The following is a 13,736-nucleotide window of genomic DNA, read 5'->3' as shown; positions in this document are numbered from 1 at the left end:
CGTCTCGAGGGTTCAACCGCGCTCGCCGGGTTCCGCGGCGGCGGCGAGAACGTCCTCGAGGAAGCCGACCGGGACGGCCGGCCGGTCCGTCGGCCACCGGTCGGCGCGCTGGTCCGCCGCGAGTGCCGCGACGACGGTCACGAGCTTTGGCCCCTCGTCCAGCAGGAACCGGACCAGCCCGAGTTCCGCGCACGTCGCGGCGACCGGTGCCAGGACGTCCTCGGCCTCCTCCAGATGCCCCGCCGCGGCCAGGCACGCCGCGAGCAGTCGTTTCGCCTCCAGCAGGGCCCGGGCCCGGCCGGCTCCGTCGAGGCGCGCGACGATTCCGCGAGCCCTGGCCGTCGCGATCTCGGCGGAGTCGGGGTCGTCGCCGGCGGTCAGTGCGCGGATGTCCGCGATCTCCTCGATCTCCGCGGTGAACGCGGCCAGCCCCGAGACCTCCGGTGCGGCGCCGGGCGGACGATCCGTCGCGGAGGGGTCTCCCGAGTGGTCCACCAGCGGACCGTTGGCCAGACCCCACAGGTCGCGGGCCGTGGAGGTCATGGTTCTGCGGAGATCGCTGATCCGCGCGCCCGCCCCGAGCGACGTGACGCGGAAATCGAAGACCGCTGTCCCCGAGGATGTCTCGCTGCTCTCGTGGAGGAGCTGCTCGGCCCCTGCGACATCGCCGCGTTGGTAGAGCAGGTTGCCGAGCAGTGATCCGGCCAGCCGCGAGATGTGCGACTGTGCGCCGCCGAGCCTGTCGGCATGGGTGAGGGCGTTGCGGAAGTCGGCTTCCGCGGCGTCCACGTCGAGTTCCTCGTTGGCCGCAATACCGGCGAAGCAGTACCCGTACATCGCGTTGAAGGGGCTGCTCGACTGCTCGTGGAACGGGGCGGCCCACTGCTGGAGCCTGCGCACCTCGGCGAAGTCGTAGCGTTGCAGCGCCCACAGCGAGGTGACGTTGGCGGCGGCCGACACGACCCATGGACGCAGGGACTCCGCGCGTTCCAGGCAGGCGGCGGTGAGCTCGCGAACGTTGTGGAGCCGACCCGCCGAGACGGCCAGGACGCCCTCGACGACCGACGCCTCCGCCCGCAGGTCGTCGCGGTCGCGGGTGGGCTCGGCACGGTCGAGTGCAGCGCCGACGAGGTCGAGGGCGGTGCGCGTCGGGGCGAGTCGTTGCAGCAGCGCGTTGGACCAGGCCACGGCAAGCTGCAGCCGGGGGCGGGTCGCTGCGAGCGCGGGAGGCAGCTTACCGACCAGTCCGAGCAGGGTGGCCAGCTGGGAGCGCTCGACGAGGCCGCCACCGTGCTGCTCCACCAGGTCGACCGCGAAGTCGGGGTCGCCCGACTCGAGCGCGTGATCGACCGCCTCACTGAGGTTCTCGTGCGCGGCCAGCCAGCGTGCGGCGGTGCGGTGCAGCTCGGGCACCCGTTCCGGGTGATCGCGTTCGAGGCGCCTGCGCAGGTACTTCGCGAACAGCTGGTGGTAGCGGAACCAGTCGCGGTCGTGACGGTCGTCGATCCGGCGCAGGAACAGGTCGCGGCGCTCGACGTCCTCGAGCATCGCCAAGCCCCGCGAGGTCCCGGTGAGTTCGGAGGCGAGGGCACCGCACGTCCTGGCCGTCACCGACGTCGCGAGCATGAACTCGAGCGTGGTGGAATCCATGGTGTCGAGGACGTTCTCGGCGAGGTACTCGGCGATTGCGTGGTGCCCGCCGGAGATGCTGTCGATCAGTGTGGCCGGATCTCCGCTCTCCCTCAGGGACAGGGCGGCGAGCTGGAGGGCGGCCGCCCAGCCGTCGGTCGACTCGTTGAGTTCGGCGACGTCGGTGCGGGTCATCTGCAGGCCGCCCAGTTCGACCAGCATCCGTTGCGACTCCTCGGTGGCGAAACGGAGTGCGGTGGAATCGATTTCGACCAGCTCGTGCCGAACCCGCATGCGGCTCATCGGGAGTCCGCCGATGTTGCGGGTGGTGACGAGAATCTGCAGGTGATGGCAGCCGTTCTCGAGCAGGAAGTTCAGCGCCTCGAGCGATGCCGGGTCGGTCACTCGGTGCCAGTCGTCGACGACGACGGCAGTACGCACGCCGCGGTCGTGAATCTCGTTGACCAGCGAGGTGAGAACGTACCGCTCCGCCTCGTCGGCATGCTCCTCGAGGGTGAGTTGCAGTTGCCTCGCCAGTGCGGGCTCTACGCGCCGGATCGCCTCCACGAGATGGGCGAGAAACCACACCACGTTGTTGTCGTCGTTGTCGACGGTGAGCCAGGCGACGGCCACGCCGTCGGCGGCGAGGGTGTCCCGCCACTGTGCGGCGAGGGTGCTCTTGCCGTATCCGGCGGGCGCGTGCACGACCGTGAGCCGTCGACGTTCGTCGATGTGCATGGCCTCGATCAGCCGGCTCCGCTCGACCAGGCTTCGCGTCGGGGTCGGCGGCCGGAACCGGGTCTCGGGGATCGGCGGGGTGGTGGTGCCGCCTGCCGTGCGCCCGCCGGGGGCACGATGGCCGCGTCGCCCCGTCGTCGCGACCGGGGCGGGGAAGGCTGCGGTCGAGTCGGTTCGGTCCGAGTCGGCCTCGAGCCCGTCGGGTATCGCCATCTCGTCGATCCGGAGTCCGTGCCGCCGCTGGACATCGCGTAATGCCTCGCCGAGCGCCGCGGCCGACGCCGGGCGGTCGGCCGGATCCTCGGACATCGCCGCCTCGACAACCGCGCAGACGTCCGCGGGGGTGCCGCCGGGGCGCAGATCGGGCACCGGTTCGGTGGTGATTCGCAGGAACTGGGCGACGACCTTCTCGCCGCTGCGCCGTTCGTAGGCCGCGTGCCCGGTGAGCAGGCAGAAGAGGGTCGAGCCGAGGCCGTAGACGTCGGACGCCGAGGTGGCCGGACGGCCGCGCAGCACCTCCGGTGCGGTGAATGCGGGCGACCCGGCGAAGGTTCCGGTGGTCGTTTCGAATCCTCCTGTGACACGCGCAATTCCGAAGTCGGAGAGCTGCGGTTCGCCGAACTCGGTCAGCAGGATGTTCGCGGGCTTGACGTCCCGGTGCAGGGTGCCGACCCGGTGCGCTGTCTCGAGTGCCCCCGCCACCTTCACCCCGACGCTGACAGCCTCCTCCCAGTCCAGCGGGCCCTCGGCGCGCACCCGAGCCTCGAGGGAGTTGTGCCGGTGGTAAGGCATCACGATGTAGGGCTGGCCGACCGAGGTGACGCCGGACTGCAGGATGTTCACGATGTGCGGGTGTCCCGAGAGGCGACCCATGGCGCGCTGCTCGCGCAGGAACCGGTCGAGGTTCTCCTCGTCCAGGTCGGTGGTGAGCAGCTTCACCGCGACCGAACGGTCGAGGGCACGCTGCTGGCAGCGGTACACCACTCCGAAACCGCCCCGGCCGATTTCCTCGGGTTCCTCGAAACCCGCGGCCGCCAGTTCGGCGGCAATCCCGGTTCCGTCCCGCTGCGTCGCAAATGGGTCGACCTCGCCCATGGTGGAGCCTCGATCTCGGTTGGTGTCACCTGTGACCGCGGACGCCTCCAGCCTAACCCGCGTCGAGGCGGGGCAACCGGGCGTGAAACCGGGGTCAACGGTGTGGTCTCGATCGGGCCTAACGGCTAGCCGGGCGCGATCGTCCGGGGGAGACTGGAAGGCATGGACCACAGGATGACCGACAACGAGTTGCGCACCGCGATTCGGACGTTGCGAGACCGTGCCGACGATGCCCGGCGCCACGACGACACGGCGGCCGCGGACGCCATGGAGAAGACGATCCGCGACTACCAGGACGAGATGTCGACTCGCCTGTAAGCCGGTGCGGCACCGCGCATCCGGCGAGTGACGGCTGCCGGTGCGCGGTCGCGACGATCCGTGCCCTCGCCGTGGGCGCCGCGTAGACTCCGCCTGACTCGACCACAGGGCAGGGGGAAACAGCGGTGAAGGATCTGCGCGGAAAGAAGTGCCTGATCACCGGCGCCGGCAGTGGAATCGGCAGGGCCACCGCACTGGCCGTCGCGGCCGAGGGCGGCGAACTGTTCCTGACCGACATCAATGCCGCGGGTCTGGCGGAGACCGTCGACATGGTGGGCCGTGCCGGCGGGACGGTGGTGGAGTCGAGGGTGCTGGACGTGTCCGACTACGACGCGGTCACCGCGTGGGCCCGCGACGTCGATGCCGCCCACGGCTCGCTCGACGTGGTGATGAACGTCGCCGGCATCTCCGCCTGGGGGACGGTCGAGAACCTCGAGCACCGGCACTGGAAGTCGATGGTCGACGTCAACCTGATGGGACCGATCCACGTGATCGAGAACTTCGTGCCGCCCATGGTGCGGGCCGGCCGTGGCGGTCATCTCGTCAACGTGTCCTCGGCGGCAGGCCTCCTCGCGCTGCCGTGGCATGCGGCGTACAGCGCCAGCAAGTTCGGTCTGCGCGGCGTCTCCGAGGTGCTGCGTTTCGACCTCAAGCGGCACGGCATCGGGGTCTCCCTGGTGGTGCCGGGTGGTGTGAAGACCCCGCTCGTGGGCACGGTGCAGATCGCGGGCGTCGACCGCGACGATCCGCGGGTGCAGAAGATGGTGCACCGCTTCGAGAAGCGCGCGGTGACCCCGGAGAAGGTGGCCGACTGCATCGTGCGCGGCATCAAGCGCGACCGCTACCTCGTCTACACCTCCAACGACATCCGCTTCGGCTACTGGTGGGCGCGCAAGTTCGCGCCGCCGTACGAGTTCGTGATGCAGAAGGCCAACGACCAGTTCAGCAAGTTCCTCTGAGCCGATCTCGCCCTCCCTGACCTATTGGTCTGTTTTCGGCCGACCGGACCGGACAAGCGTCCATCTTGTTGGCCGAAAGTGCCCTCGCCGGGTCCGCCGACGTGGTCTACTGCCCTTCGATTCGGCCCATGCCGATGGCCCCCGGGACGGGGGGAGTCGGTTCTCGCCGGCGACAACACGGGGTGCTCCCACGGTCGTGGGCGCCCACGGCTCTGGAGGAAAAGGCATGTCGGGGATGTCTGTGCGCCGCGCGGTCGCGGCGACGGGTGCGTTAGCGGTCGCCGCAGGATTCACGGTGACGATGGGGGCGGGCGTGGCGAGTGCGGCGCCCGAGACGATCACGGTGCAGGACGGTGCGAACTCCATCACCCGCACGGTGAGCAACGTGACCCCGAACGAGGGTGAGACGGTGACGGTGACAACGCAGTTCGCGGGCACCGCCACACCGGACACGCTGAACTGGTTCGAGAGCTACACCCCGACCTGCTTCACCTACAAGACCGGCACCGCGAAGGTGTCCGGGCTGACCGTGCCGCTGCAGAGCACGGGCGCGGGCGTGGTGCGCGTGGCCGGCAGCTGGCCGATCGACGCGGCCGTGGCCAACGGCTCGCCGACGACCGAGTTCCAGTACGTCGTCGGCGCCAACTGCACCCGCGAGGTCATCCAAACCACCGGCTTCAAGTACGGCGGCGGCGCCACCTCCGGCACCTTCGACACCAAGGGTCCGCTGGTCACGGTCGCCAAGAATGTGACCACCACCCAGCTCAACCCGGTCACCGTCGGCAAGGCGGGCGAGCCGGTGAAGATGACGGCCAACGTGCTCGGCGGCCGCAAGGGCGACCTGGTCAAGTTCTTCGCGGGCACCAACGAACTCGGGTCCGGAGCGCTCGACGCGGACAACGGCTTCGCCACCTTCACCTGGAAGCCCGCCATCGCCGATGCCGGACCGCAGGCTCTCACCGCGCAGTTCCTCGTGACGCCGTTCGCGGCCGCATCGACCTCGCCCGTCCAGAACGTGACCGTCGCGCCGGGTGACATGACCACCTCGACGACGCTGATCGTGCCGCCCACGGCGCTGACCGGTGTCGACGTCGCCCTCAAGGCGCAGGTGTCCCCGTTCCCGACCGGCGGCGACGTGACGTTCAAGGCAGGCGCCACGGTGCTCGGCACCGCGCCGGTCGGTGCCGACGGCACGGCCACCGTGTCCGTTCCGTTCACGCTGCCCGGCGCCAAGTCGATCACCGCCGTGTACTCCGGTGTGCCCGGATTCACCGGATCCACCTCACCCGCGGTGACCCTCACCATCGCCGATCCCAATGCGACCGACGTGGCGACCACGACGACGCTGATCCTGCCGACCGTCGTGCAGAAGGGGAACGCGGCCTTCCTCGTCGCGCAGGTGGCCCCGAACGCCACCGGCGGCACCGTCCGCTTCTACAGCGGCACCGAGCCGATCGGTAACCCGGTGGCGCTCGTCAACGGCAAGGCCAACATGACCAACATCTTCTCCGTCGACGGCGTCGCGGACATCCGCGCCGTCTACACCGGCGCGCCCGGATTCCTCCCGTCCGAGGGCACCGGCACGCTCACCGTCGCGGACACCCTGCCGCCCACCGCCGGCGGCGGCAGCGCCGACATGATCGGCGGACTGCTCGGGGGCAACGGCAGCTGATCGTCGCCGACCCGTAACGGCCACCGGCCCGGACGCATCGTGCGTCCGGGCCGGTGGCGTGTGTGCGATCAGGCAGCGACGGCCGCCCGCGTCAACCTCCCGCTGTGCATCTCGTAGACGTCGTCGACGAGGTCGAGCTGGCCGAGGTCGTGGGTGACCATCACGATCGCCACGTCCCGCTCCCGGCTGAGGTCGGCCAGCAGACCGACGATCTCGCGGCTGCGGTTCTCGTCGAGTGCGGAGGTCGGCTCGTCCACCAGCAGCACCGACGGGTCGTTCATCAGGCTCCGGGCGATCGCCACTCGCTGTCGCTGGCCGCCGGAGAGCTGGTGCGGCCGCTTGTCGAGCTGCTGTTCGAGACCGAGCGCGGACAGCAGATCCCGGGCGCGGCCCCGCTGACCGCGGACCTTTCCACCGCTGAGGTGGGTGATCATCAGCAACTGCTCGGTCGCGGTGAGCGAGGCGATCAGGTTGGCCTGCTGGAAGACGAACCCGAGTTGCGTGCGTCGTACGGTGGTGCGCTCCGACCTGCTCAGGCCGGTCACGTCGACGCCGTCGACGGTGACGGTGCCGGAGTCGGGCGTGATCAACAGGCCTGCCACGGCCAGCAGGCTGGACTTTCCGGAGCCCGACGGGCCGGTCACGGCGACCAGTTCGCTGCGGCCGACGGCGAAGTCGACGTCGTCGAGGGCGCGCAGGCGGGTGTCGCCGTCGGGATAGGTGAGGACGGTGTTCTTCAGGACGATGCTCATGGCGTTCTCCTCGGGTAGTGGCGACAGGTCGCGGTCAGCGCGCCGAACCCAGCGCGGTCAGCGGGTCGGCCGAGACGATTCGGGTCAGCGCGGCGGTCGCGCCGAGCATGCCGAGCGCGATCAGGGCGAAGAAGGGCAGGAAGGTGCCGGTCGCGGTGAGGGTGAACGGGACCGCGGTCGCCGCGACCGCGCCCAGCCCGACCGCGGCGAGTGTGCCGAGGCCCGCGCCGAGCAGCATCACGATCAGCCCTTGGGTCAGCGCGTCGCGCAGCAGATAGCCGGTGGACGCGCCGACCGCCTTGAGCACGGCCAGGTCCTGTCCGCGCTGGATCGTCCAGATCGTGAAGAAGGCGCCCACGACCAGAGCGCTGACCACCAGGAGCATGCCCTGCATCAACAGCAGCGAACCGTGCTCGGAGGTGTAGGACCCGATCGCGTTGATCGCCCCCTTCTCGTCGGTCACGGCGGTCCCGGTCGCGGCACCGGCGGCGTTCGCGTCGAAGCCTGCCGAGGTCCGCATCGCGATCACGGTGCCCTCGCTGCCGCCCGCGGTCGGCAGCGCCAGCCAGTCGGCGCGATCGAGCCACACCACCGACTGGTGGCTGTAGAACGAGTCGTCGACCAGCGCCGAGACGGTGAACGGTCGACCGCTCAGTTCGACTGTCCGGCCGACGGCCCAGTTGTTGTCCTGTGCGAGATCCCGATTGACGGCGATCTCGCCGGGTGCGAGCGGGACGGGGGCGGCGAACGACGAGCCGTCGACGCCGAAGGCGCTCGCACTGATGTCGCGTCCGTCGGCGGTCACGCGGGCGGGGGCGATGCCGATGATGGAGGCCGCGTCGACGCCGGGCGTTGCCGCGAGTTCGCGCTGCTGTTCCTGCGTGACCTGGGAATCACTGAAGGACACCTTCTGTCCCTCGGCGGGAGCGCCGAACGCGAAGGAGTTCGCGCCGAGGTTCTTCACCGCCGCGATCGACTGGTTGCCCAGTCCCGCTGTCAAACCCGAGAGCATCACCACCATCAGCGAGATCAGGAACAGCACCACGCTCATGAGCGCGAAGCGGCCCTTGGCGAATCGGAGGTCACGAATACTGAGGAACATGGCTACCAGCGTGGCCGCGCGGGCCCGGTCACGGCATCGCGCAACGGATGGGTACCGCGGTCAATCGAAAGTTGGAGATCGCCCGTCGTGGCCGGTCAGAGCATCGGGTGGGTGTTAGCGTTGATGCAATGCAGTACTCGGACCCCGGCCACGGCGACGGCGCGGCACTCACGCGCGGCCACGACGACGGTCCGGCGCCGGTGCTGCGCATCATGCAACTCGGCGCGCACGCACTGTTCGTGCTCCTGCTGGCGGTCGGCGCGGCACGCAGCGCCGTGGACGACGACCACCGGGTCGCCGCGCTGATTCTCGCGACCGTGGTCCTGGGCTGGTATCTGCTCGGCATGTGGTTCGCCCGCAAGTCCGCGGCCGGCGGCGGCGACTGGTACGGCCGGGTCTGGCTCGGCGTCCTCGTGCTCGGCTGGCTGGGCCTCGCGGCGCTGAGCGTCAACTTCGTATGGCTGGCGTTCCCGCTGTTCTTCCTGTGCTTCCATCTGCTCTCTACGCGCAGCGCGCTGGCGTCCACGGTCGCGATCACGGCGGTCGCGATCGGCGGCGTGCTCTGGCACGGCACCGACAACACGCTCGCCTCCATCCTGGGCCCGATCTTCGGCGCCACGGCCGCGGCCGGCATGGCGGTGGTCTACCAGCAACTGCTGCGCGACGCCCAGCAGCGTCGTCGGCTGTTCGACGAGCTGACCAGCTCGCACAACGAATTGCTCAGCGCTCAGGACGAACTCGCGTCGCTGCAGCGCGAGGCAGGCGCGGTCGACGAGCGGGCCAGGCTGGCCCGCGACATCCACGACACCCTCGCCCAGGGGTTCTCCTCCATCGTCCTGCTGGCACGGGCGGGGCAACGCAGCGACGAGCCGGCGGCGGTTCTCGGACAGATCGCGGAGACGGCGCAGGACAATCTGGCCGAGGCGCGCCGGGTGGTCGGGGCCCTCACCCCGTCGGCGCTCGAGGACGCGTCCCTGGCGTCGGCGCTGCGACGACTGCTGGCGCAGTTGCGTGAGCACACCGGCATCGTCGGCGAGCTGGTCGTCGACGGCGAGGTCGTCGCGCTCCCGATGGACTACGACGTGGCGCTGCTGCGGGTGGCGCAGAGTGCCCTGGCGAACGTGCGACTGCACTCCTCTGCACGGCAGGTTCGGCTGACGTTGAGCTACGGTCTCGACGAGATCCGGCTCGACGTTGTCGACAACGGTGTCGGGTTCGACCCGGACGGCGATTTCGCGCCCACCTCGTTCGGCCTGCGCGCCATGCGGGACCGGCTCGACTCGTTCGGCGGTGCGCTGGTCGTGGAGTCGGCGCCGGGGGACGGAACGGCTCTGGCGGCAACGCTTCCCGTGCGAACGGAGCAGCGATGACCGGCGACCGACTGCGCATCCTGCTCGTCGACGACCACCCGGTGGTGCGGGCGGGCATGCGGGCTCTGCTGTCCTCCCACGACGGCCTCGAGGTGGTGGCGGAGGCTTCCTCCGGGGAAGCGGCACTCGAGCTCGTCGACAGCGAGAATCCCGACGTGGTGCTGATGGACCTGCGGCTCGGGGAGGGGATGGACGGGGCGCAGGCCACGGCCGCCATCACCGCGCGACCGGACCCACCGCGGGTGGTGGTGCTCACCACCTACGACACCGATGCGGACATCCTGCGTGCGGTGGAGGCGGGGGCAGCGGGATACCTGCTCAAGGACAGTGACCCCACGGTGCTGATGGATGCGGTCCGCGCCGCGGCGCGCGGCGAGACTGTGCTCAATCCCGATGTCGCGCAACGGCTCTACCGAAGAATTCGGTCGCCACGGGTGGAGTTGAGTACGCGCGAGACCGAGATCGTGGCGCTGGTCGCACGGGGTCTGTCCAACCGGGCCATCGCCAAGGAGCTGTTCGTCACCGAGGCCACCGTGAAATCGCACCTGGTGCACGTGTTCTCGAAGCTCGCCGTGGACAGTCGGACCGCCGCGGTGGCGGCGGCCAGGGAACGCGGTCTGATCGCCTGACCGGCCCCTCGGATCGCTCGCGGCGCGTTCGCATGCGCACTACCGTCGAGTCATGGCGAGCGAACGTTCTTCCGGTCCGGGGGTCGACTCCGAGGTGGGGACCCTGCGCACGGTGCTGCTGCACCGGCCCGGTGACGAGCTCAAGCGGCTGACCCCGCGCAACAACGACCAGCTGCTCTTCGACGGCCTGCCCTGGGTCGACCGCGCGCAGGACGAGCACGACGCGTTCGCCGAGTTGCTGCGCTCGCGCGGGGTGGACACGCTGCTGCTTTCGGACGTGCTCACCGAGGCGCTCACGGCCAGCGGGGCGGCGCGGATCCAGGGCATCGCCGCCGCGGTGGACCCGCGGCGTCTCGGCCACACCCTCGCCCAGGAGCTGTCGGCGTACCTGCGGACGGTGGACCCGGTCACCCTGGCCACGGTGCTCACGGCGGGAATGACGTTCGACGAGTTGCCGATCGGACCGAGCGGCGCCTCCCTGGTGCGGCGCATGCACCACGGCGGCGACTTCGTCATCGAACCGCTGCCGAACCTCCTCTTCACCCGCGACTCCTCGTTCTGGATCGGCGACCGGGTGGCGATCACCTCGCTGGCGCTGCCCGCGCGGGCGCGGGAGGCCTCGCTGACCGACCTCATCTACGCCCACCACCCGCGCTTCCTCGGTGTGCGACGGGCGTACGAGTCGCACACCGCACCGGTCGAGGGCGGCGACGTGCTGCTGCTGGCGCCGGGGGTGATCGCCGTCGGAGTGGGGGAGCGGACCACCCCCGCGGGGGCGGAGGCCTTGGCGCGCAGCGTCTTCGAGGACGACCTCGCCCACACCGTGCTGGTGGTGCCCATCGAGCAGCAGCGTGCCTCGATGCACCTGGACACCGTGTGCACGATGGTCGACGTCGATGCGGTGGTGATGTACCCGGCCGTCGCACACACGCTGACCGCGTTCACGCTGCGCCGGGAGGACTCGGGGGTGAGCATCCGGGGTGCGGACCCGTTCGTCGAGGCGGCCGCCGACGCGATGGGCATCGGCAAGTTGCGCGTCATCGACACCGGGCTCGACCACGTCACCGCCGAGCGCGAGCAGTGGGACGACGGCAACAACACCCTGGCACTGGCACCCGGTGTGGTGGTGGCGTACGAGCGCAACGTCGAGACCAACGCGCGGTTGGAGTCCTCGGGCATCGAGGTGCTGCGGATCGCGGGCTCCGAGCTGGGGTCGGGACGCGGCGGCCCGCGCTGCATGTCCTGCCCGGTGCAGCGGGACCCGCTGTGAGCCGCTGCGCGGCCCGTGCGCGCTGTGCACCCCGGCCGGGGTGGTCTGCGCGCACAGTGCCGCGGGCGACTACAGGATCTCGCGCACCGCTTCGGCGGGCCGGGCCAGGACGGTGCCGACGTCGGTGACCACGATGGGCCGCTCGATAAGGATCGGGTTCTCCACCATGGCGTCGAGCAGTTCGTCCTCGCCGGCCCCCGACAGTCCGAGCTCCTTGTAGACGGACTCCTTCTTGCGGATCGCCTGGCTCGGCTTGAGTCCCGCGTCGTCGAGCAGCTTGCGCAGGCCGTCGCGCGACGGCGGCGTCTCGAGGTACTTGACCACCGTCGGGGTGATGCCCGCCTCCTCGATCAGGGCGAGGACCGTGCGGGAGGTACTGCAGCGCTGGTTGTGGTAGATCGTCGCTTTCGTTGCCATGGAGCCCATTCTGCCGTTCCGGGTGGAAACCGCGAGCCGGTGCGCTTGTATGTCCGCATGGACCTGCAGACGATCGGCGACCGCATCGAGATCACGGACCTCCTGACGCGGTACGCCCATGCCGTCGACACCAAGGACTGGGCGCTGTACCGGACGGTGTTCACGCCGGACGCGCAGATCGACTACTCGGCCACCGGCGGGCCGCAGGGCACGGTCGAGGAAGTGGTGTCCGCGCTGACCCCGATGCTCGACCTGTTCACCCGGACACAGCATTTCGTGTCCAACCTGGACGTGACCCTGGCGGGGGACGAGGCCACGGTGCGTGCGATGTTCTTCAACCCGATGGTGGTCAAGCCGGGCAAGCAGTTCTTCTGCGGTGGCTGGTACAACCACGAGTTGGTTCGCACGGAGGGGGGCTGGCGCAGTCGCAGACTCGTCGAGGAGTCGGCCTGGTTCGAGAACCTCGCGGAGGCTTTCGCCGACTGAGGTGCCGGTGCGGCCCCGCAGCGCTAGCCTCGCGACATGCGCATCGTCATCGACCCCGATTCGCCGACCGCCCCCTTCGAGCAGCTCAAGCGCCAGGTCCTCGAGCAGGTGCGTGGTGGCACGCTGATCGCGGGCACCAAGCTGCCGACGGTCCGGGCGCTCGCCGAGGAACTCGGGCTGGCCGCCAACACGGTCGCCAAGTCGTATCGCGAGCTCGAGACCCTCGGCGCGATCGAGACCCGCGGCCGGCTCGGGTCGTTCGTGGCGGCGGTGGGCGACGCGTCGATGGCCGCGGCCGAGCGGGCGGCGACCGAGTACGTCGCGGTCGTTCGTGGGCTCGGGCTGGCCGACGAGGTCGCCCGCAGGCTGGTGGATGCCGCCATTCGAGGAGCCTGACCGGGGCGGCGCGCCGGACTACCCTGAGATTCGGGACCGGCACTGGAGGTGGTGATGGTCTACCCCGCGGTCGAGATGCTCGCCGTCACCGTCCACTTCGCCTTCATCGGCTACGTGGTGATCGGTGGTTTCCTCGCCTGGCGTTGGCGCCGGACGATCGTGCTCCACGTGTTCGCGGTGGTGTGGGGCTTCGGTTCGGTGCTCGTCGGGTACGACTGCCCGCTGACGAATCTGGAGAACTGGGCGCGCGGCATGGCGGGCCGGCCGCCGCTGCCGCCGAGCGGGTTCATCGCGCACTACATCACCGGGGTGCTGTACCCGGTCGATGCGGTGAACCTGGTCCGGCTGCTGGTCGCGGCGCTCGTCCTCGGGTCGTGGATGGGTTTCGTGCTGCGCGGGCGGGCCGCTGCTCCGGCGTCATTTAGTTGACGCTTCAACCTTAGTTGTGTCAGAGTGGGGACGTTCCCACACACTGCGCCGCACCCCGCAAAGGACCAGCACATGAAATCCAGCGCATTCCGCGACCTCGCCATCCTCGTCGCCCGCGTCGGCCTCGGCGTGATCTTCGTGGCCCACGGCTGGCAGAAGTTCTTCACCTACGGGATCGACGGCGTCCAGGCGTCGTTCGACCAGATGGGTGCGCCGGTACCTGACGTGTCCGCGATCCTCGCCGCCGCAATCGAGTTGGGCGGTGGCGTCCTCCTGATCGCCGGGCTGCTCACCCCGATCGCGGGAATCCTGCTGTTCCTCGACATGCTCGGGGCCTTCTTCATCGTTCACTACGACCAGGGCCTGTTCATGCCCGCCGGCTACGAACTGGTGGTCGCGCTCGGCGTCGGCTCGCTGCTGCTCGCCGCGACCGGTGCGGGCCGGATCAGTCTCGACGCCCTCGTCGGGGGTCGC

General features: G+C 70.0%; 14 protein-coding genes. 10 read left to right on the top strand and 4 right to left on the bottom strand.

Annotation, left to right across the window (positions count from 1 at the left end):
• Positions 1-12: 12 nt before the first annotated feature.
• Positions 13-3,462: a protein kinase gene (locus ACFXGJ_RS20880; RefSeq protein ID WP_378624127.1), complete on the bottom strand. Its 3,450-nt coding sequence runs from the start codon at positions 3,460-3,462 to the stop codon at positions 13-15.
• A 162-nt stretch (positions 3,463-3,624) separates the two neighbouring features.
• Between ACFXGJ_RS20880 and ACFXGJ_RS20875 the strand changes: the two genes are divergently transcribed.
• The 3 genes from ACFXGJ_RS20875 (at position 3,625) to ACFXGJ_RS20865 (ending at position 6,411) form a co-directional block, all read left to right on the top strand.
• Positions 3,625-3,780 (top strand): hypothetical protein, encoded by a 156-nt coding sequence (locus ACFXGJ_RS20875; RefSeq protein ID WP_378624124.1) that lies wholly within the window; start codon positions 3,625-3,627, stop codon positions 3,778-3,780.
• 125 nt (positions 3,781-3,905) lie between these two features.
• The gene (locus ACFXGJ_RS20870; protein WP_378624121.1) at positions 3,906-4,739 is read left to right on the top strand and encodes an SDR family oxidoreductase; all 834 of its coding nucleotides are present in this window, start codon (positions 3,906-3,908) and stop codon (positions 4,737-4,739) included.
• Positions 4,740-4,965: 226 nt separating this feature from the next.
• Complete coding sequence (locus ACFXGJ_RS20865) at positions 4,966-6,411, top strand: Ig-like domain-containing protein (protein ID WP_378624119.1); 1,446 nt, start codon at positions 4,966-4,968, stop codon at positions 6,409-6,411.
• A 68-nt stretch (positions 6,412-6,479) separates the two neighbouring features.
• Here the strand turns inward: ACFXGJ_RS20865 and ACFXGJ_RS20860 are convergent, their stop codons facing one another.
• A complete protein-coding gene (locus tag ACFXGJ_RS20860) occupies positions 6,480-7,163 on the bottom strand; it encodes an ABC transporter ATP-binding protein (RefSeq protein WP_378624116.1) in 684 nt (227 codons plus the stop codon).
• Between the two features lie 34 nt (positions 7,164-7,197).
• Complete coding sequence (locus ACFXGJ_RS20855) at positions 7,198-8,265, bottom strand: ABC transporter permease (RefSeq protein WP_378624113.1); 1,068 nt, start codon at positions 8,263-8,265, stop codon at positions 7,198-7,200.
• A gap of 200 nt (positions 8,266-8,465) precedes the next feature.
• On the opposite strand from ACFXGJ_RS20855, the gene ACFXGJ_RS20850 reads away from it, so the two are divergent.
• Genes ACFXGJ_RS20850 through ACFXGJ_RS20840 form a run of 3 tightly spaced genes read left to right on the top strand, consistent with a single transcriptional unit; the run spans position 8,466 to position 11,534 of the window.
• Positions 8,466-9,635 (top strand): sensor histidine kinase, encoded by a 1,170-nt coding sequence (locus ACFXGJ_RS20850; RefSeq protein ID WP_378624130.1) that lies wholly within the window; start codon positions 8,466-8,468, stop codon positions 9,633-9,635.
• Positions 9,632-10,264, top strand: coding sequence for a response regulator (locus tag ACFXGJ_RS20845; protein ID WP_378624111.1), 633 nt, complete (start codon positions 9,632-9,634; stop codon positions 10,262-10,264). Before ACFXGJ_RS20850 ends, ACFXGJ_RS20845 begins: the two co-directional genes overlap by 4 nt.
• Before the next feature lie 52 nt (positions 10,265-10,316).
• On the top strand, positions 10,317-11,534 hold the full coding sequence (locus tag ACFXGJ_RS20840) for an arginine deiminase (RefSeq protein WP_378624109.1): 1,218 nt from the start codon (positions 10,317-10,319) through the stop codon (positions 11,532-11,534).
• Positions 11,535-11,603: 69 nt separating this feature from the next.
• On the opposite strand, the gene arsC is transcribed toward ACFXGJ_RS20840, so the two are convergent.
• Positions 11,604-11,951, bottom strand: a complete 348-nt coding sequence (gene arsC / locus ACFXGJ_RS20835; RefSeq protein ID WP_378624106.1) for an arsenate reductase (glutaredoxin) — start codon at positions 11,949-11,951, stop codon at positions 11,604-11,606.
• Between the two features lie 57 nt (positions 11,952-12,008).
• Between arsC and ACFXGJ_RS20830 the strand changes: the two genes are divergently transcribed.
• The 4 genes from ACFXGJ_RS20830 to ACFXGJ_RS20815 form a co-directional block, all read left to right on the top strand.
• Positions 12,009-12,437, top strand: coding sequence for a nuclear transport factor 2 family protein (locus ACFXGJ_RS20830; RefSeq protein ID WP_378624103.1), 429 nt, complete (start codon positions 12,009-12,011; stop codon positions 12,435-12,437).
• Between the two features lie 36 nt (positions 12,438-12,473).
• Entirely contained in the window at positions 12,474-12,833 is a 360-nt protein-coding gene (locus ACFXGJ_RS20825) for a GntR family transcriptional regulator (RefSeq protein ID WP_378624101.1), read from the top strand.
• A 54-nt stretch (positions 12,834-12,887) separates the two neighbouring features.
• Positions 12,888-13,262 (top strand): DUF2784 domain-containing protein, encoded by a 375-nt coding sequence (locus tag ACFXGJ_RS20820; protein ID WP_378624098.1) that lies wholly within the window; start codon positions 12,888-12,890, stop codon positions 13,260-13,262.
• 72 nt (positions 13,263-13,334) lie between these two features.
• Positions 13,335-13,736 (top strand): DoxX family protein (locus ACFXGJ_RS20815; RefSeq protein WP_378624095.1); only part of this gene is annotated, 402 nt, incomplete at its 3' end.

It is taken from the genome of Rhodococcus sp. NPDC059234, assembly GCF_042754225.1.
Taxonomy (GTDB): Bacteria; Actinomycetota; Actinomycetes; order Mycobacteriales; family Mycobacteriaceae; genus Rhodococcus_G.
This window is presented reverse-complemented; position numbering and strand designations above follow the sequence as displayed.

Coding starts and splice junctions, on each gene's coding strand:
- ACFXGJ_RS20880 (WP_378624127.1), bottom strand. CDS start 3,462: ATGGGCGAGGTCGACCCATTTGCGACGCAGCGGGACGGAACCGGGATT.
- ACFXGJ_RS20875 (WP_378624124.1), top strand. CDS start 3,625: ATGGACCACAGGATGACCGACAACGAGTTGCGCACCGCGATTCGGACG.
- ACFXGJ_RS20865 (WP_378624119.1), top strand. CDS start 4,966: ATGTCGGGGATGTCTGTGCGCCGCGCGGTCGCGGCGACGGGTGCGTTA.
- ACFXGJ_RS20860 (WP_378624116.1), bottom strand. CDS start 7,163: ATGAGCATCGTCCTGAAGAACACCGTCCTCACCTATCCCGACGGCGAC.
- ACFXGJ_RS20855 (WP_378624113.1), bottom strand. CDS start 8,265: ATGTTCCTCAGTATTCGTGACCTCCGATTCGCCAAGGGCCGCTTCGCG.
- ACFXGJ_RS20845 (WP_378624111.1), top strand. CDS start 9,632: ATGACCGGCGACCGACTGCGCATCCTGCTCGTCGACGACCACCCGGTG.
- ACFXGJ_RS20840 (WP_378624109.1), top strand. CDS start 10,317: ATGGCGAGCGAACGTTCTTCCGGTCCGGGGGTCGACTCCGAGGTGGGG.
- arsC (WP_378624106.1), bottom strand. CDS start 11,951: ATGGCAACGAAAGCGACGATCTACCACAACCAGCGCTGCAGTACCTCC.
- ACFXGJ_RS20830 (WP_378624103.1), top strand. CDS start 12,009: ATGGACCTGCAGACGATCGGCGACCGCATCGAGATCACGGACCTCCTG.
- ACFXGJ_RS20825 (WP_378624101.1), top strand. CDS start 12,474: ATGCGCATCGTCATCGACCCCGATTCGCCGACCGCCCCCTTCGAGCAG.
- ACFXGJ_RS20820 (WP_378624098.1), top strand. CDS start 12,888: ATGGTCTACCCCGCGGTCGAGATGCTCGCCGTCACCGTCCACTTCGCC.